12 protein-coding genes are annotated in these 18985 nt (G+C 41.3%); 7 read left to right on the forward strand and 5 right to left on the reverse strand.

What is annotated here, in order from left to right:
* Positions 1–16: 16 nt before the first annotated feature.
* The 6 genes from BN2425_RS18560 (at position 17) to BN2425_RS18585 (ending at position 11986) form a co-directional block, all read left to right on the forward strand.
* Positions 17–3400, forward strand: a complete 3384-nt coding sequence (locus tag BN2425_RS18560; RefSeq protein ID WP_042462566.1) for a tubulin-like doman-containing protein — start codon at positions 17–19, stop codon at positions 3398–3400.
* Positions 3401–3493: 93 nt separating this feature from the next.
* Positions 3494–5845 carry a hypothetical protein gene (locus BN2425_RS18565; protein ID WP_042462569.1) on the forward strand — a complete coding sequence of 784 codons (2352 nt, stop codon included), beginning with the start codon at positions 3494–3496 and terminating at the stop codon, positions 5843–5845.
* A gap of 103 nt (positions 5846–5948) precedes the next feature.
* Positions 5949–7235 carry a vWA domain-containing protein gene (locus BN2425_RS18570; RefSeq protein ID WP_042462571.1) on the forward strand — a complete coding sequence of 429 codons (1287 nt, stop codon included), beginning with the start codon at positions 5949–5951 and terminating at the stop codon, positions 7233–7235.
* A gap of 32 nt (positions 7236–7267) precedes the next feature.
* Complete coding sequence (locus tag BN2425_RS18575; protein WP_042462573.1) at positions 7268–7906, forward strand: hypothetical protein; 639 nt, start codon at positions 7268–7270, stop codon at positions 7904–7906.
* 13 nt (positions 7907–7919) lie between these two features.
* Positions 7920–9188: a TRAFAC clade GTPase domain-containing protein gene (locus BN2425_RS18580; RefSeq protein ID WP_042462575.1), complete on the forward strand. Its 1269-nt coding sequence runs from the start codon at positions 7920–7922 to the stop codon at positions 9186–9188.
* Positions 9185–11986 (forward strand): GAP1-N2 domain-containing protein, encoded by a 2802-nt coding sequence (locus BN2425_RS18585; protein ID WP_052352962.1) that lies wholly within the window; start codon positions 9185–9187, stop codon positions 11984–11986. The genes BN2425_RS18580 and BN2425_RS18585 overlap by 4 nt, the downstream gene beginning before the upstream one ends.
* Before the next feature lie 50 nt (positions 11987–12036).
* Here BN2425_RS18585 and BN2425_RS18590 read toward each other — a convergent pair whose 3' ends face one another.
* The 3 genes from BN2425_RS18590 to BN2425_RS18600 all read right to left on the reverse strand — a co-directional run bounded on the left by BN2425_RS18590 (position 12037) and on the right by BN2425_RS18600 (position 16289).
* Positions 12037–13785, reverse strand: a complete 1749-nt coding sequence (locus tag BN2425_RS18590) for a protein kinase family protein (RefSeq protein WP_042462577.1) — start codon at positions 13783–13785, stop codon at positions 12037–12039.
* A gap of 26 nt (positions 13786–13811) precedes the next feature.
* Positions 13812–14546, reverse strand: a complete 735-nt coding sequence (locus tag BN2425_RS18595) for an OmpA family protein (RefSeq protein WP_042462579.1) — start codon at positions 14544–14546, stop codon at positions 13812–13814.
* 75 nt (positions 14547–14621) lie between these two features.
* Complete coding sequence (locus tag BN2425_RS18600; RefSeq protein ID WP_042462580.1) at positions 14622–16289, reverse strand: MotA/TolQ/ExbB proton channel family protein; 1668 nt, start codon at positions 16287–16289, stop codon at positions 14622–14624.
* A gap of 243 nt (positions 16290–16532) precedes the next feature.
* On the opposite strand from BN2425_RS18600, the gene BN2425_RS18605 reads away from it, so the two are divergent.
* On the forward strand, positions 16533–17159 hold the full coding sequence (locus BN2425_RS18605) for a LysE family translocator (protein ID WP_042462582.1): 627 nt from the start codon (positions 16533–16535) through the stop codon (positions 17157–17159).
* Positions 17160–17248: 89 nt separating this feature from the next.
* On the opposite strand, the gene BN2425_RS18610 is transcribed toward BN2425_RS18605, so the two are convergent.
* Both BN2425_RS18610 and BN2425_RS18615 read right to left on the reverse strand, forming a co-directional pair.
* A complete protein-coding gene (locus BN2425_RS18610) occupies positions 17249–17851 on the reverse strand; it encodes a response regulator transcription factor (protein WP_042462584.1) in 603 nt (200 codons plus the stop codon).
* Entirely contained in the window at positions 17848–18981 is a 1134-nt protein-coding gene (locus BN2425_RS18615) for a sensor histidine kinase (protein ID WP_042462662.1), read from the reverse strand. Before BN2425_RS18615 ends, BN2425_RS18610 begins: the two co-directional genes overlap by 4 nt.
* Between the last annotated feature and the right edge of the window lie 4 nt (positions 18982–18985).

An 18985-nucleotide genomic window follows, 5' to 3' on the forward strand; every position in this document is an offset into this window, starting at 1 on the left:
AAGGAGGAAAAATGGCATGAGAGCAAGTGTAAAAGAACACATTCAACAATTAGATGTCTCCATGGGTGGAGGAATCATTTCAGAGAAGATCCGTGTTGATACGATTGACAATCCGATGCTTGTGATTGGACTTGGCGGTACAGGGATTGATGCCCTATTGAGACTGAAATATCAAGTCAACCGCAGGTTTAAACTACCGGAAGATCCTATTTCCAAAAAGAAAAAGGAAAAGCCCAATAACATTGAATTTTTGGCGTTTGAAACGAATGAACAGGACAAGAACAAAAAGTACAAGGGAATTGGATTAGATCCAATTAAAGAATATGTTGAACTATCTAACCCGGAAATCGGCAGCGTGCTGTCCAACCGCAGCACAATGGAGCCATATATTAAGGACTGGTTATCACCGGAATTGTCGATAACAGATGGAATCAGTGGGGCATCCGGTATCCGTCAAGCAGGTCGACTGCTGATGTTTACTAAAATCAATGAAGTCGTACAAAAGATTGACACGAAAATCAATGCCGTACTCGAAGGAACAGGAAAGCGGCTTTATGTCTTCATCCTCACCGGACTTTCTGGCGGAACAGGAAGCGGCTGTTTCCTTGATATCGCCTACATCGTTAGAGGCATTATGACTAAAAAATATGGATCGGCTGGTTCTGACCGTCTAAACATCCTTGGCTATCTCTTTACCCCAGACGTGAATTTGTCCAAGAAAGGGATCAGCTACCATACAGCCGAATATATCGAAAAGAATGGCTATGCAGCGTTAAAAGAGCTTGACTATTGGATGAATACAGAAGAAAGAAATGAACGATGGATTCAGAAATACGGCAATATGCTGACGGTAAACTCGCAATTACCACCATTTAACCTTTGCCATCTCATCTCAGGGACCAATCTCGGTGGAAAATGGCTGGAGAATGCGTATGATTACTGCATGAATGTAACGGCGGAAAACATCACGAACTTCATGGCCAGTGAAGATAAATTCTCTGATGAATTTGCGATTCATGACTATATCAGTAATATCCACGCAAATATTGCTGGAATGCATAAACCGTATGCAGCTAATTACCTATACAACGTTATCGGCGCTGCTACTGCCGAGATTCCTATTGAAGAAATGACAACATATGTCGGTTATAAGTTATTTGAAAAAATGAACAGTATGTTTGAGTCCAATCCGGACCAAACAGACGTCGATCAATTTGCGAAGAAACTCCGGATTGATCCGGATTCGCTTCACCAACGATTTAATGAGCGTGTTCCTGAAGCCCTTTCCGGCTATGAAAATAGTGAACGGTTCTCCTATAACAATGTGATTAAAACTTCTGTAACCAATTTAGATGAGGAATTATCGAGAGAATATTTACTTAAGGCAAAGGAACAATATCGCAAATGCAAACGACAGCTTCCAGGCGAAATTATGGAAGAGTTCCGCCGCCAAGTCGAAAGAATGTTTTTAAATCCGAAAAAAGGGCCAATATATGCATCACGCCTAATTTACTCCAAGGATAGTTTTTGTTTATTAACCACTATCCAAGTATATATTGATGGTTTGCGCGACCGCTTAGAACGGCTGCCGAAAACAATTCAATCAGAACAGGAGTATGCTTTCAATAAGCTGGAAGATGCCAAAAGTGCCTTCATTTCAAAAGATAAGAAAAAGAACGCTTATATTGAGGCTAAGCTAAATGAGTACTATGCCCGTGCCGAAAAAGAACGAATTGAAGAAATGATTGAGTTCTATGAAGACCTGTCTCAGCAAATCAACAGCCAAAATAACAAGATTTATGAAGTTTATAAAGAAATTCTGGATGCGCTAAAAAATATTTTCCAAAAGAACGCCAATATCTTGATCAATGGTGAAGAAGTTAGACAGGACAATAATGCGACCTACTACTGGCAAGTCGTCAGCGTTCCAGATGTCGCCCGTGAAATCCAGAATATGTTTAACTCAAAAGATGGAGAGCTGCTAATCCAACATTGGTCGGAAATGCTCCTTGAAAAGTCAGCTTTTTGGGTTAATGAAACCGATATTGATATCATCGGCACTGTTTCCGATTTCTTAGGTGACCAGTTCGGCGAATTGATTACCAAATCAATGGAGGACTTTTTACGGATTAAATACGGCGACGATCAGCCAATCGACCGGATTATTGAAGAAAGAATCGCAGCACGCCTTGATAAGGATGCACTGCCTGTATTCCACCTGAGGGACAGTCATGGCTCACTCCACTTTCCAGAGTGGGGATTTGTTTCCCTTCCTGTGAAGGCGCCAAACATTTATGCAGGGATCAAAAATTATCAGAAGAGTTCGTTCTCTAATTTCACGGTTAAGCAAAGTGAACTCAAGAATCGAATTTTCTGGTTAAATACGAAAAATGGCATTCCATTGTATTCCTATTCACCATTGCAAAAGTATGAAGAAACCTATGAAAAAACGATATTAGAAAAAGAAGGAATTGGCCGCCATCTCGTGCAAACAGAGAAGGATAACTGGGCTTATCTCCCTTCCCCAATCCCTGAAAGATCATGGGGAGACACGTACCGGAATGAGCGCCTCCAGGCGTACAACGCCAGCGTTCGCAGCCTATTTGATCAAGCCATCGGGTTTAAGGTGATTACCGAGAAAACGTCTGAGCAAAATACGAGTGCAAGATTCCAATGCCATTTTACAAAAGAAATCAGCATTTCTGACCTATACGCTCAGCATGAAATTGATCCAAAACAACTCAACAAGGCCAGCCTCGGAAGCCTAAAACAAGTTCACCGGAAGCTGAAGGAACTGTTTAACGGCGGCATGGATCCAGACGGCGCTAGCGATATCTTTGGCAGTACCAATGTGGATATGGCCAAGGAGAACTTTATCCGCTCTCCTAAACTGATTGAGCAAGTAAAACAAGAAGTAACTAAATATAGTTTGATCCAAGAAAAAATGACCGAGATTGAACAATTTATTGCTGCTCAAAATGAAAAAGAAGTTTCAATCAACAAATTTATTCAAGCGGTCTATACCAAAACGATCCGCAAACGTGGTGCATTATACGTTTACGATAAGGAGATTGAAGAAGACGCATGGGAGCCGCTAGTTAATTTAATGAAGACTTCCAAATTTGTTGACTTTGAACTTTATCAAGCGTTTAAAGCATTACCGACAAGGAAAATGGACCAGTTGGAAAAGAAATCAGACCAACGAAGCAATGAAATGATTGCCCAAGAGAACGCAACTGAGCTTGTCGCTGCATTAGAAGAAATGGCTGCCACTTATGCAAAGGAAAAAGAATCCCTTGATTACGACTGGCAGGACTTGGTAAATGGCGAAGAGCTTTACAGCTTCTATAAAGAAATCATGATGAAAGTAAATGACATGCTCCGTCAACTAAGGTCTTAGTTTATCGGTTTTTTAGGCCACAAGCGTTATTGCCTGTGGCCTATCATACCTATTTTTTATCGGGAATTGTTTCTCTATGGGGGGAAAACAACATTGAGAGAACTTTTGCAAAAATATGCCATTAACTTTTCTAATCAGCTGGAAAAAATGACAGTTGAAGAAAATGAACAGCGAAGTGTCAACCACCCAATCGTCTTTTTGTTTTTGGGAGATAGCGTCAAAGATGCTATGAAATCAATTATGGAAATCAATGAAGAAAGATGGCAAAACAGCTCAGGTGTGCTCTATTTTCATGCATATCAAACAGAGACACTGCAGAACAGCCAGAACGTTGTTTCCTTCCAGCTTCCAGGCAAAGGACTTGACCGCAAGACGATCCGCCGGGGCTTATATGATGCCTTTAACCAGGACGACAACAAGCTTATTGAACTAAATAAGACCTTTCGAAAACTTTCCACAATGATTGCGGAATATGGAAAGGTTTATTCTTCTTTAATCAAACTAAACCTGTGTGTGGTAACTGCCATTGACGACCCGTCCAATATCCTGATTCAAGAATTGACCCTGCTGCTAAAAAGCATTCTTCAAGAATCGTTTAGAACAGTGGAAGTCGACCTATATGGTTTGATAACAGAAAAACAGGACAGCGGCAACTTTGCCTACTCCACCTCACTCGGGATTAGCTTTCTTAAAGAGCTGGATCGTTATCAAAGTGATGAATATACTTTTAGCGGTGAGCTCCAACTAACAGAGGACCACCTGCGGCTGACCATTACACACCCTTCTTCCCCACTGTTTGATATGGTGTATTTATTAAGCGACAAGAATGAAGCCGGATTAATTTCGAGTGATGCTGCCCAGCAAAACTATGAGATTATTAGCAATCTTAATCTATTAAAGAATCGCAAGATGATAACAGATTACCATGAAAAAATGGACAGCTATAACCACCAGGACTTTAAAAAGGGAATCCGAGGAAGCTTGAATGAACCTGTTTATGCTTCTGCTGGCTTTGCAAAAGTAAGCCGGCCCAATAAAGCCATTGCCCTAAATGCGGCTAGCCACTTTTTTGATGAATATTTGTCGTCTTTAAAACAAGCAGCGTCAGAAAGACGCGACACTGTCCTGAGCCTGTTGGGACTCACAGAGGCAAACTTTCAAAACTACTATCAGAAGATCTTGCCGTCTAGTGACAAAATTAACGATATGAATAGTTTAATGGGTGTGACCAATTCCTATCAGGCTATCAAAAAAATGTCCGTTCGGGAGGCGGAAGAATACTTATTTGAAGGCGGTACAGAACGTTTTTTCGCTGTTAATTTTGAAGAACCAGTCCGTGAACAGCTGCAAACGTTAAATTTGAAATCCGTGATAGAGCGCTCCCTAGAAGAAAACGTCATTAACAATGAAAAATACGGCCTGTACTGTGCCTTTTTTTGGACCGCCCATTCCCAAGAGGCCAATGTAAGCCTAGTGGATGAAATTCAAAAATGGCTGCGGGACGTAAAAAATGAAAAATTAGAAGCCGAAGCACAAGCAGAACAGCAATACCAGCGAATGGTCGACCACTGTGATTTCAAAAAAAGCTATCTACCTTTTTCAGATAAAAAAAATTTCAGCAGCTTCTCACAGTTTTTCTTCGTAGAAGTGTATGGCATGAAATATGAATTGCTGCGACTTGAGGTAAAGGAGGCCATTTTAAAACAATACCTTATAGTCCTAGAAGAAATACATCCTTACCTTAGGGCAAAGATTGACCTGATCGACCAGGCAGAATCACAGCTCAAACAAGCAGCTATTGAGAGTTTGGGGGATTCCAATGATTATCTGGACAAAAATATCCACGAATATTATGGCGGAATCATTAAGAGCATAACTACCAAGCTTAAAGAAAAACGAGGTCCGCACTTTTTTTCAGAAGAGCGTTTTTTTGGTAATCTGCTGTCGATACTTGATAAAGGGGCGAAGGCACTCCTAGAACAACTGCTTGACGTTTGTAATCGAGAAGTCCTTACCCAGGAAGAGTTTCATCGCAGCTTTGAAGATGAACTTTTAGAAAGAACCAATATCATGACGCATTATGATGACACAAAGGTATTAACTAAAGAGGACCTGTTCAAGCAGCTTTATAGGCGCTTGCATGAAAACTCAGCCATTCAAATTGAGGTTTTTAACTATTCACAGGAATACCGTTATGAAGAAAGATACTTTTTTGGCGATTTTTATAGCAAATTCATGAGATATGCTCTCGAAAAAGAACAAGAAGCACGCCAATTTAAAGTGGGCTGTGCTCATGAAAAAACGGCGAGCGGGATCGAAAAGCTTACTCTTATGGGTGGGTTTCAATTGAAGGACTTGATGTATTACCAAAAAGGCCAAAAATATTACCAAACCTATACTGACAATGGATATGAGTTCCATTCTATAACGGAATCATACGCTTAATGCAGTTAAAACATTTAAGGGGCTTGCTGCTGCATACCTTGCGAACCAGGCCGTAAGATAGTTGCTCTGACTTATTAACTCTATATTGTAAGGAGCTTTGAACATGCCTGTCAGAAAATTTAGCTTCCTATTGTTTATTTTTAGCCTAGTTGCCGGTATCATCGGGGCAATCATCGGCGAAGCGATACTGGCAAACTTTTATGGAGTTTGGCCCAATATCCTGCTTATGGGCGTTTATTTTGGCCAACTTGCCCTGATGGCTGGACTCTTTTGTTTATTGGCAGAAATCATCTCACCAGTGATAAATGGACGAAATTGGCGCGTCGAATATTCAGGGCTTTCGTGGAAAGTTTTGGTCCCCTCAACACTAGTGATGTTATTTGCTGGAGGAGTCATTTTTCAATTCTTATATTCTCTTAATTTCACAAATGTTAAACCACCAGATGATATTGTGTTGGTGATGGATATTTCGGACAGCATGAATAAGACAGACCCAGACCATGAGAGCCTGAAGGCTGCGGGCGAGCTTATTTCCAATATGAAATCCAGCCACCGTGCGTCGATCATTTCTTTTAACGAAAACGCCTTTGTCACAAAAGCGATGTTTAAAATAAGTAACAAGGACGACCGCGCGGATGCTATTGACCAGATTAACGCATTAGCAGCAAGCGGGAGCACAGATATTGGAAATGCTTTAGATACAGCGATGAAAGAGATAAACAGCCATGAAAAAGCCGGACGAAAACCGATGGTCATCCTGTTCTCCGATGGGTATAGTGAACTCGACCTCGACTCAGTCGTCGAACCTTACCAAAACCAAGACATTGTCATCAATACCGTGGGCATGAGCAAGATTGACAAAGGCGGTGCCCAGCTGCTCAAATCCATTGCCTCCAGTACAGGCGGCTCGTTCCATGATGTCAAAAATGCAGATGACTTAAAAAAAGTGTTTGAAAAAATCTATCTAGAAAACCAAGACCGCCTGCTTGTGACTGAAAGATATGGAATCTTTAAAGACAGCACCTACCTTGCAGTCCTGCATGTTTTATTCATTACACTAATCGGCGGATTGTTTGGCTTGGCGCTAGGAATCCTATTTGACAATCGTTATTTAGCAAAAAGTTACTCGATAACGGGTCTGGTTTCCGGTTTATTGGCCGGTCTCGTTCTTGAAATCGGTTTGCAGGACTCCTCTTTTCTCTCGGGATTTCCCTACCGGCTTGTGGCTGATATCCTGCTTACAGCAGCGACAGCTTTAGGTACGATGATCATTCCAATACGTGAAAAGTTTTCTGGCGGAAGGTCACATCAATATAATGGTACGGATTCAGCTATACGAACTGAACCGCAGAGAAGAGATTCAAACAAACGAAACTTCGGCATGAAATAACAACACGAAATTAAGATTGTGGGTGATAACTGGTGAATTGGGAACCAATAACTTCCCCTGATCATGAAGTAAAGGATTTGCGAAAAACCGTAAGAGATTCGGAGATTCATTTAACCTGGTTTTGGTCAAAGGAAATTGATTTTGTCTATATTTATAAAGCCCCTGCGGATGCGATCCAGCCATTTGAAAGACTTAGCGAACAGGATATAAGGCTATATACCCGTGAGGAATATAAAGCGAACCAAGGTTATTTGGGAAGGCTCGACGCTTTCGGCCGATACGCTTATCGCATTTTCCCCTGCCAGAAACGAGACGGAAAACTAATTGTCTATGCTCAGGAAAATGAAAACAATCTCATTTTTATTACGGGTGCCAAAGCAAAGATAAAGTTTTCCATTTTAATGAAAAAGGCTTTTTTGCGTCCAAAAAAGCGGGTTCTCATCTCTATTGATACGGAATATCCGCTTGATAAGGACCTGTTAGTTTATGTAAAAAAAACCGGTTCGCCCCCTATTTCAGTTGAAGATGGAACCATCATTCCCTTTGTCCGCGACTTTCCGGCGGGTAAAACGGAATTTCCTGAATTTGAAATTAATAAGGACGAATATATACGAATCTTTTTCAGCAATGGTAAACAATCAGCAGAAGTTTATGAGCTGATTCCAGAATAAGGAGAGACCCAACATGTTCGGTATACTGAAAAGAATGTTTGAAAAAAAGCCTCCAGAAAATACAAGATTGCCATACTATGATATCGTCTGCCCTTACTGCTTTTCCAAGTTTCATCATGAGGAAGTTGTTTTCCGTGCAGCACACCATCGTGATGATGATGAAACGCTGGCCCTTCAGGAAGATGAAAAGCTAAACAATTACAGAGCAAAGTTTGGTCTGGCACCAATCGATGAGCTTGAGGCGATTATTGATCCTTCAACCATAAATGAAGAAAATAAGATTTACTCTGACCACGTTTTGATGGGTGTATCCGATCGTTATGCCGTTGTCACGAAAAATCGTCTTTGCCCTAGCTGCCACAATGAGCTTCCTGTTACAGCGGGTAAATATCCCAGCAATATTGTTTCAGTTGTCGGAGCTACTTCTGTCGGAAAATCTGTTTATATTACATCACTTATTCATACGCTGCAGCGTGTGACAGCAAACAATTTTAATGCGGCTTGTCTGCCGCTGAACAATTCGATTAGCAAAAAATTTCGGGACGAATATGAAATTCCGCTGTTTGAACAAGGCAATCTGCTAGAAGCAACGGCTGTGACCAAACGGCAGGAACCGTTTATCTTTCAATTTGTGTTTAAAGATGAGCATAAGGCTCCGCTGACACTTGTATTTTTTGATGTCGCCGGTGAAGGTATGACCGAAAAAGAATATCTGCAGATACATGCTCCGCATATCAAAAATTCAGCTGGCATTTTATTCTTGGTCGATCCGATGCAGATTCGTGCCATTCGTGAAAAATTAATCCATCAGATGGGTGATAATCCAGGGAAAATTGTTGGCTTGGCATCGGAGCCTCGCGATGTAGTCATCTCCTTATTTGAAGATTTCATCGCTCACCAAGAAAATAGTAAAACCGACATCCCGACAGCAGTTGTCTTAACCAAGAGTGATTTACTAAATGCGTTAAGCTCTGATGATGGTGAATATATCCGTTCCAATAGCAATGTGTTCCACAATGTCATTCATAAAGGCCATCTAAATCTTGATGAATATGAAAATATCAATGGTGAAGTTAGAAGATTCCTAACAAAGGTAGATATTCCATTTGTGGATTCCATTGATGTCTACTTCAGAGATGCTTCTTACTTCGCAATTTCCGCTTTAGGAAGCAATCCAGTTGGCCAGCAGGTAAGCGGGATTATCAGTCCAATTCGGGTAGATGAACCGTTCATTTGGCTGCTATACAAGCTTGGATACATCGAAGGGAGACATGAGCAATGAGCGGGAAAGTTCAACAACAGCTTTATACACGGGAGCGGGGCGGCATCTTTTCCACCACAGATGGATATGACACCATCGCGATTTCCGAGGGTCTCCAGCCTTCGTTTGTAAAAAAATACTTACATCCGTTTTGTATCTATCAAGCGCCAAGAGCGTTAACAACTCGCGGGGAAAAAGACGCTTCTGCCTATCCGGAGGCTGTCACCTTATTTCAACCGGAAACTGGTGACCTTGTTATTGGGCAAGCCGTTTTCGTACCGGCCGATTTTACCGGCCAGCGCAGCACTTATTTTATGCACAACTATATCATTCCCGAGGTTCGGAAGGAAGAATGGATCAAACAGCCTGAAAAGCTGTTTCAACTAAACGGCTATCAAACTTCCTTTAATATGGAACAGGGAAAAACGTTGCCTGAACTTAAGACGGTTAGTTATGGAACAGAGGATGTTCTCACTAAGAAAGAGGAGCTGCTGGCGGAATTAGGCATTAATGAAGACGACTTTAGGCAGCTGCTTTTCGCTGTGTTAACCTCCGTCTCTGGGAAAAAGAAAGTGTTTATCTCCTTGAATGTTCCATTGCTGGATTATTCGAAGGCTGCGCTAAAACTGTTGGAATTGCTCTACCTTTACTTGCCGTATGCCCACCGCCGAAAATTGGGGGCGATGACGTTCACAAGCGATCCAGAGGGCAAAAACTATATCCACGTCATGTTTTATGAGCCAGGCACGTTAAACACAGCGGACCGTTCGATTGAAAAACAATTTATTTTTGATTTTCCGAACAATCGGATTTCCGGTGTTGATATACTTGGTCAAAAGCATGAGTATCTGGATTTTGCGCTTGAGCGCTTTGCACAATCCAAGCGAATGGACGACTTCTTTGAGTTTGCCGAGACCGCCTTGTCAGGTCTGCCTGAAGAACAAAGGCTTGATCTATCATGCTACTATCATTTGACTGACCTGTATTTAACCTTAAATGGCAGCGATGCCTCTATTTATGAAAAAAATAAGGTTGGTTTTTTAAATGGACTTGTTAAATTTTTGCAGGTGAACAGTGATGAGAAATTGCCTTTGGTGAAGCTGTTTGTCAAAATTCTGACTGAGGAAAAATATGTACGGGATTCGAGCATGGCGCTAGAGTATATCCGTTCTGTGGTGGCTATAAATAAAATCGTCCGAAGCGATGTGGCCCATTCTTTTATCCTTGATACACTCGAAAATTTCCAGAACGATCCACTGTTTTATGCTCTCTGGAAAATTGTTGAACAGGACAAGCCTACCAATGAGACCATTATTACTTTTATTAGTGAGCACATATATTATGAAGGCCTATTAAAACAACACCTGGAAGAACAATTAAGACCATTCACTCATATCAAAGAGGTTCTAAGCCAAGTAAAAACTCAATTGGGCTTGCCGATTCTGCTGGATTTGGAAATGTTTCATTCAATTACCATAAATAAAGTATATGAAACCATTAAAACCGGGCGGAATGCTTTCGATGGAGTAGTTGCCGTTACTGAATTTACTAGTAATACGTTAAATCCGAAGTTTACCAGCCTCAAAGCAGAAATGGTCAAGGCTGCCAAACTTGCCCTACTAGGTTCAATACAGTTAAATAAGTTGAGCATCGATGAGATCCTCAAGTTCGGAAAAATTTTTCCGAATGATGTTAGGGTCAAAGATGAGCAATCTATGCGGAATTATTTTGTCACTATTACCTTATATAAGTTACTCAGCAATCCATCGCAAGCTGCTTATGTGAGCTTGAATTCTTTGGGAAGGGCTGACCGTGAACTATTAAGAGACACGCTTAAGGAATTGTTAACCAAGGTTACCCCTGATCAATTTCCGGTCTTCATCATCGCCTTTAGTACGGATACAGGGGAAGTTGATTATCGCGGTATAATCAAACATCTTGTTCAGTTCTGTGATGAGAAAACATTCGTAGCATTTATTAGGATGAACACAAAATGGCTAGTAAATAAGCAATACAAAACCGAATTAAAAAATTATTTGATTAATCATCCCCAGTCGTTATGGAAAAATAAATCCTTCCGTAATCAATTAAAGGACATTCCGAATGGAAGCCTTAAAAAGCTGTTGAAAGAAGTTGAAACCGAAACAGCCAGCCCAATTGTGAAGTTTTTCAAGAAAAATGGGATAAAGCTGTTGTTGTCCTTACTTGCTGTTGGAATTGTCGGTGGTGGAGCATGGTTCGGAGTTGACCACTTCTTGGGCAAGAATCCAAAACCTGTTGCCAGTGAGAACAAAAACAAAAAAGAAACTAGTGATTCTGCTAAGCAGACCATTCAGAAAATAAGTCTAGATTCCTTTTTAAAATGGGATTTTGCCGAACCGGAAAAGCCACTGGAAGTCAAACTTGGCAAGCAGTCCAGACAAATCAAATTTTCATTGGATAAAAGCGGTCTTAGGGGCCTATTAATTCTAGACGACAAGGAACCATGGGAATTCCCATTATCGACCACTGATTTTAAAACGAGTCTAGTTGAGAGTGACGGTTCTTTGAAGCCCGGATACTCCATTTATATCAAGGAACATAATTTTGGTCAGAAAAATGAGACTGGTAAGTTAGTCATTGCAGTAAGTGACAGAAAATCAGAATCTTATGTTTGGGTATATAAAGAACCTAGTAATAATACCAATAGTGACCCACTAGAACTCGTGAAGTCATTTAAAGGAACAAGTGATGTACAATTGGAGGGTAATAAACTGATTCTTTCTCCCTCCGATAGTTACGAGTACCCTTTTGTGGAACAGGCAAGCAGTAATAAATAATGATAAAGGGAACCAAGAAAGCAGCAAGATACGCTGCTTCTTGATTCCCTTTATTTTTTCACACGTGCTGTAAACGTCGGAAATGGATGGTCGACATTTAGTTCTGGTCCTCCAACCGCTTCAAGAACGAAATGAAATTCCCCTGGTGTGTCAAATTCCACATAATTCCCATGATCGAGCAAATAGGCATTGGCTAAAGACAAGCTGCCCGTTGTGTACACATCGGTATAAATCGAAATCTCACCTTGATCAAATTTCCGTTTTGCTTCATTATTTGCTGGGATGAAGGCTAATTTATCCCCCACTTTAACTGTTATCTCTTTGTCATTTACAGGGATGACAGCCCCAGAAGCATCGATATCAAACAGGAACGTTTGCGCATCGGCAGGAGCCGACTCACTTCTCGATTTTTCCTCCAGGCTAAACTGGCCATTTGACAGCGATAAGTTTTTTACCCCGATGTCCATTACTGTTATCACGTCATTCTGCTTCTTAATTCCAAAGCCTGGCCCTGTCCAAACCTGTTCAGCACTTCCTCCTGGCTGAATCATTAAGCCATAAATTGAAGCTATTCCTAACGATCCATTATCAGGCAAATCAAATACTAACAGTCCCTTTTGCTGGTCAGACTGAGTAATGGTCAAAAACGACTGGATATAATCCGTGGGCTCTGCCAAAAAACTTGCATATTCGGATGACTCCCACACCTTCGTCATGCTGCCATTGGCTTCCGTTAAAATTCCAATTTTCACGACACCTGATAAATCATCACGTTTTTGTGCAGCGGCCACTAGTGTATATGGAGTCCCAGCTAGTTTGATTGATTCCCCTTTTATTAGCTGCCATCCTGGAAATAATTCAGCAAACTGGCTCAAGTCGAATGATGGTCCATTTTTTGGGGCTTCGGCTTTTTGGGCCGACATCGTTGTGGTGTTTTTGGCGGCAGCCGGTGTTTTCACCGTGTTTCCGTTCGCTTTCTTAACTGCAGAATCATTCAATCCTAGTGCCCAAATGGAACCCATGACGATCATTAACAATACAGTAGCGGGCACAAGCCATTTGAGCAGTGAATTTTGTTTTGGACTGTTTTCAGGAGATGCTTGAAAGGGTATAGGAACCGGTTCCTTCCTTTCATCTTTTGTTTGCTGGACCTTAGCCGGTTCCCCAAAGACCTTGTTGGCTGTTACTCCCTTGTTCACTAATCCTGGCTTAGGAAACGCCAGTTTTGAAAGGGCCCACTCCTGAAGATCTTCAATGGTTTCAAAACCAATCCCCTCAAAGTAGGAATTATTGATTTTGGAATGGTTTCTTAAAAGAGTAATCAGTTGATTGATATCATCCTGAAAGGTAAGCTTAGTCTCAGGATATAAAACTGACCTCTCACCGGCACCGTATAAAGTGAGACCCCCGCTTTCTTTAATCCAAATATGAAACCTAGAAATTTTTCCATGGACAATGTTGTTTTGATGCAAATGAATAAAGGCCTCTAGCAGCTGGTCAATTTGACTTCCTGTTAGGATTTGTCCTTTTTCTAATAAGTTTCCTTCACTCCCGCCCAAAACAGCATAGGTGCTGTCATCTAGCTCATCAATCCGCTTTACAGAAGGCAGGTACTTATAGTTGGTAATCTTATTGCCATAAAAGCGGTATAAATCCTTCCACGAATCCCGGAAAGCAAGCTTATTCAACTGCCTTATTAGTGTGATTTCACCGCTGCTTGTATCTTCTGCTTGGTAAACCGTTAGATGTTCACTGGTATAAAGTTCTTTCATTGTTCTATATTGGTTAATGTCAGCCATTTTCACAGCTCCCTGACAAACTTGAATTAGTTGGTTGCGGTTCCTTCAGAACTGTTTTTCAGTCTGAATTTAAATTCTACCCGTCTTGACTGGTTACGGTCCACTTGTCCATTTACCATTTTTAATTGGCTTTCTGACCGGCCATTGGCGGTGATATTTTTCGTTACTTGGTCCTTGTAAGGAAAGTCTCCGAATTCATCACTTAAAATGTATTTGACCACACTGAAAGCCCGGCGTTGGGACAAATCCAGGTTATACATATAGTCGCCTTTATCGTCCGTGTGTCCTTCAACCACAACCTCTGCGATATGATCCTTATATTTGCCGTAGAGGGTGGCAAAGTAAATAGGGATAAACTGGTGCAGCATCTGCTGAAATTCAGGCTTAATGACATCCTGCCCTTCTTCAAAAAGTAAATCATTGCTAAACTTAATCGCCCCGGTATCCTTATCGATGGATATCGCGAGATTTTGCTTTTTAAACTCTTGGTCCAAATCATTGACAATGTCTTTCTGAATATAGGATAACATCTCAATCTGTTTTTCTTTTTCGGCGATTTGTTTTGCCTGCCTGTCGATTTCAATCTGGCTTGCCTTCACTTTTTCCTGCATGGCTTTTGTTTCTTTGTTGATGCTGATTATAACCGCCACAAATATAATCAGAATTACCAGCAGAATCGTTGATAGTAAATCGGTAAACGTCGGCCAGAAATTGGATTCCTCGTCCCGTCCCGTTATGAGTCTTCTATAGTTTTCTTTCATGACCTTCCATCCACTTCCTCTTTGATTCAATGATTAACATTCACTTTTGCTTCCATCGGAAAGGACTTCCGGCATTTATCCATTCACAACAGGCTCTTTTTCAGCTTGTTGAGGCATGGGCTGGTTTAGTTTATCTATCAGCCTATTTGTCGTGTTGGTCAGCTCATCTACACTGGTTTGCAACGAGGAATCGGAATAAGCCATGTTCCCCAATTGTTTTGACAATTCACCTGTTTCCTCCTTATATTGCTGGAGTGTTTTGGTCAACATGTCTGCCTGGGTTTGCAGTGCCGCATAGTTCTGCTGGATTAATTTTTTCATATCCTCGGAGATTGATTGAGTTATAAGTTTTGATTGGCTATGGAAAGTGTCACTATTCTGTTTCATCAATCTTTCTAATTCTTGTGATATTGCTTCAAACCATTGATTCGTTGTGAAGTAATTCTCCAACGTATTGACGGCAACCATAAATGAGTCATTTACCTTACTGTTTTGGTCATTCAGATCATGAAGCTGCTTTAGCAGACTTGCCTGGTTTTTTTCCATCTGTTTATGAATTGCCCCGGCAAGTTCTGTATTGAATTCGCCTTGCGACTGGCTTTGAGCAGCAATTTGTGAGATTTGCCCAGCGGTGTTCTGAAAAAATTCATGCATTTCAGTGTAAGAATGTTGTACCGCCTGCTGGACGTTGGCAAACAGCGTTTCCTGTAATTTCTGCACTTTTTCATTGCTTTTGACAATGCCATCCATATTTCTAGATTGGTAACCGGCAAATGACTTTAATTCGACTATGGTTTGCTCAAAAGACTCTTTCATGGCGTGATAATATTCATCTTGATTTTGAAAGTAATCAAATAGTTTGGAAAAGTCATCATGGATTAGGTTTGCTTTTTTATTAAACGCTTTGGTAATGACTTTCATATCGCCAAACAGGCCGCTAACGGCAGTTGTGTTTTGCTGAAATTCATTATTAAAGGCGTTGAGATTATCTGTAGCAGTTTTGAATTCCTTTGCTATACCGGCAACATCTAAGAAGGCTCGTCCCATGTTAAAAATCGCCTCTTTGACTTCACCAAGCGCCTCCACGACATAGTAATCCGCCGTCTTTTGGTCCTTTTGGGTAATATAGTTTTCTATTTTTAACATGACCTGCACAAGCAGGTGCTCCGAGTTTCTAATTTTTGAATGGAGATTGATGGCAATTGAGAACAGAATCCCGCCGATACTTGTAAAGAAGGCAGTGTGAACCCCCGACAAAATATTTAAGATCGACTTATCGATATTCTCCGGGTTGATGGCTGCAAGGGAGAACACCAATCCGACAAATGTTCCCAGAACCCCGACAAGAATCGAAATGGAAGCATACGTATGAATCAACTTCATTCGCTGCACAATATTGGTATTGTTATGGATGGTATATTCGGACATAAACATCTCAATGAAGGATGAAATATTGAGCTGTGCCTTGGTGGTTTCTTTTTTGGTAATGTATTCTCTCCAAACATTTGAAGCAATTTGGTTCGTCTCAGGATTTTTTGTCAGGTCCTCGTCCTGTTGTTTAAGATATGAAAATATAAAATGATTGCTGTTGATGGAGAAATTAGCAATAGTCCCGAGAACGAGATAGACTGTTAGAACAATAACTTCGTTTGAACCAAATTTTGAAATTCCTCCGATTAAATAGTAAATCAAAAGTAACACAGCTGGAGAATACGTTAAAACTGGCAGCAAGCTTTTCTTCATCTTGTTTGTCCCACTCCTAAATAATTTGAAGAACTTTGTCAAATTAAACAAAATTTCCTATGCTAATTGTATCAGAATAAATACATTTATAGGTAAATATCTTAGTGCCTTTTCTTTCCTTTTTCTTTGTCAATGGAGGTTCGGGTTCCCAAATAAGACATCAGCCACTTCTAATTTGCTCTAAAATATTTTCAATATTATGATAAAATGAATAAAAGTGAATTGGTATCGGAGTTGAATGGAATGATTTCATTTATTTTAGTGGTACTAATACTGTTTTTAATTCCAGGTCCTGCCGTCTTATTAACGGTAACTCAGACCGCTAAGGGCGGCCTAAAATCAGGAATTATCACCGGTATTGGGATTGCGGTGGGTGATTTGCTCCATACCCTCGCAGCCGTTCTGGGGCTCTCTGCGATTCTCATGACATCCTCTTTTGCCTTTGAAGTCGTGAAATACTTGGGTGCCGCTTATTTAATTTTTATTGGCATAAAGTCATTTTTTGAAAAAGCTAAAGGAAACGCAAAAACTGTCGTAGAGGCAAAAAAAGACTCAGCATCTGCCGCATCCTTCCGGCATGCTTTGCTGGTTGAACTGTTGAACCCCAAAACGGCCCTATTTTTTTTGGCTTTTTTACCACAGTTCGCAACTCATAACGGTACGCCGATGGTCCTTCAATTGCTGCTCTTGGGACTGACCTTTGTCGCCATGAGTATTGTATACACCACGCTATTGGCCATTCTGACAAGCTCGATTGGGCGGAGGCTTTTCACCAATGAAAGAAGTCGATTATCACACTTAAAGGGCAAACTCGCAGGAACCATTTACATTGGGCTTGGACTGCAGCTTATGCTTCAAGGCCAGAAATAATTTTGCGCAAAAAAATGCAAAGGAGCGTTTCCCTTTGCATTTTTTAATAATGACTATGCTTTTGTGAATCCGAAATCTTCTTGCAACATTTATATCCATCCTTTTTTCTCAGCAATGCTCGCGGCTTCGGTGCGGTTCTTAGCGCCGAGTTTGTGGATGATTTCTGATATATAGTTTCGGACAGTGCCAGATGATAAATAGAGTTCTTTAGTAATTTCTTTTGTAGTTTTACCTAAGGCGGCGAGCTTTAAGATTTCTTGCTCTTTTGGCGTCAACGGGTTTTCTTCCCGAAAGACATTAACCGTCAGCTCTGGGCTAAAAATCCGTTTCCCATTGACCACCTTACGGATCGCATCGGCCAGCTCGTCGATTTCTCCATCCTTTAGCAAATAGCCTTGGACGCCTGCCTTGACAGCCCGTTCGAAATAGCCTGGACGGGCAAAAGTGGTAAGTATGATGACCTTGCTCACCGAAGACCTGCGCACCAGTTCTTCCGCCACCTCTAAGCCATTCATCACCGGCATTTCAATATCCATCAAACAAACATCTGGCTCAAGCTCCAAAATCGCCTTCAATGCTTCCTCTCCAGATGTGGCTTGGCCGATTACTTTCATATCGGTTTCTAAATCTAGCAGAGACCCAAGCGCACTTAATAGCATTCGCTGGTCTTCTGCAATAAACAATCGAATCACACGGCAGCCTCCTCTTTTTTTACAATCGGTACCGTAATTTGCAAAACAGCTCCATTATGGTTCGATAATGACAGATAGCCATCCACAAGTGCCAGCCGCTCCTTCATACCATTAAGGCCGTTGCCAAACAGCTGATCTTTCGGAACCCCCATCCCATCATCTAAAACCATGATTTTCAAATTCTTCGTTGATAGCTTTGTTGTTACCTGGCAATGGGCTGCCCGGCTATGCTTGACCACATTGGTTGCTGCTTCACGGATACACATACCAAGAATGTTTTGCGTAAACGGGGGAATTTTTGAAAAATCAGCTTCTCCATTGTATTGATAAGTAATTCCAGCCGCCCGAAGGATTTGCTGAATTTGGATTAACTCTTCAGCGATGGTCGCCGCCCGCATATCTGAAACCAGTTCCCGTACTTGTTTTAGTGCGGCACGTGACGTGACTTCCATTTCCTTGGCCTCGCTTTTGGCCCGATCCAAGTCGGCCGGGATCAGCCGCTGGACAAGCTGGCTTTTAAGGGTTAATAACGACAATGTATGGCCAAGGGTATCATGTAAATCCCGGGCAATCCGTACCCGTTCCTCTCGTTTGACCAGTTCTTCAATTTGCTTATTGGCCTGTGCGAGTTGTTTTTCCAGCTCCATCCTGCGATTCATGGAGCGGATTCCAAACGGTGAAATCAGCATAATAATTAAAAAAGGAATAAAGAAAATGAGTTCGGAAGCTGTGAAAAAACTTCCCGTTTGGGCAATATGGTAGACAAATGGGAGGATTTCAATCACAGCGAGGCTGAACAGCCCGCGGTAGAACACCGTCTTATTTTGGTACCAGCCAATAAAATTAGCCGGGAAGAACCCTAGGAAAATATGATTTAAGCTATAAAACATACTTAGTATAAACACAATGGCCATCTGTACTGTCAGCCAGTAGGTGAATTTTTTATTCCCCATGCAAAAATAAAGCTGCCGGTACGTGACCAAAAACAGCAGCACCATTCCATAGCCAATCAGTTGCTTAACCCCCTGCGTCTCCTTCGTCAGGTAATAGATGGGAAAACCCACATAGATGAGAAAAATGTAGGGAAAGAAACCGAATTGGCTCGGAAATAGGCTGAAATTTCGTTTCATCCAC

Origin of the sequence: Neobacillus dielmonensis (assembly GCF_000612665.1) — a bacterium.
Taxonomy (GTDB): Bacteria; Bacillota; Bacilli; order Bacillales; family Cytobacillaceae; genus Neobacillus; species Neobacillus dielmonensis.

Bases quoted from the DNA above. Each gene is read 5' to 3' on its own strand.
- BN2425_RS18570 (WP_042462571.1), top strand. From the start codon at position 5,949: ATGCCTGTCAGAAAATTTAGCTTCCTATTGTTTATTTTTAGCCTAGTT.
- BN2425_RS18590 (WP_042462577.1), bottom strand. From the start codon at position 13,785: ATGGCTGACATTAACCAATATAGAACAATGAAAGAACTTTATACCAGT.
- BN2425_RS18560 (WP_042462566.1), top strand. From the start codon at position 17: ATGAGAGCAAGTGTAAAAGAACACATTCAACAATTAGATGTCTCCATG.
- BN2425_RS18605 (WP_042462582.1), top strand. From the start codon at position 16,533: ATGATTTCATTTATTTTAGTGGTACTAATACTGTTTTTAATTCCAGGT.
- BN2425_RS18615 (WP_042462662.1), bottom strand. From the start codon at position 18,981: ATGAAACGAAATTTCAGCCTATTTCCGAGCCAATTCGGTTTCTTTCCC.
- BN2425_RS18600 (WP_042462580.1), bottom strand. From the start codon at position 16,289: ATGAAGAAAAGCTTGCTGCCAGTTTTAACGTATTCTCCAGCTGTGTTA.
- BN2425_RS18580 (WP_042462575.1), top strand. From the start codon at position 7,920: ATGTTCGGTATACTGAAAAGAATGTTTGAAAAAAAGCCTCCAGAAAAT.
- BN2425_RS18585 (WP_052352962.1), top strand. From the start codon at position 9,185: ATGAGCGGGAAAGTTCAACAACAGCTTTATACACGGGAGCGGGGCGGC.
- BN2425_RS18595 (WP_042462579.1), bottom strand. From the start codon at position 14,546: ATGAAAGAAAACTATAGAAGACTCATAACGGGACGGGACGAGGAATCC.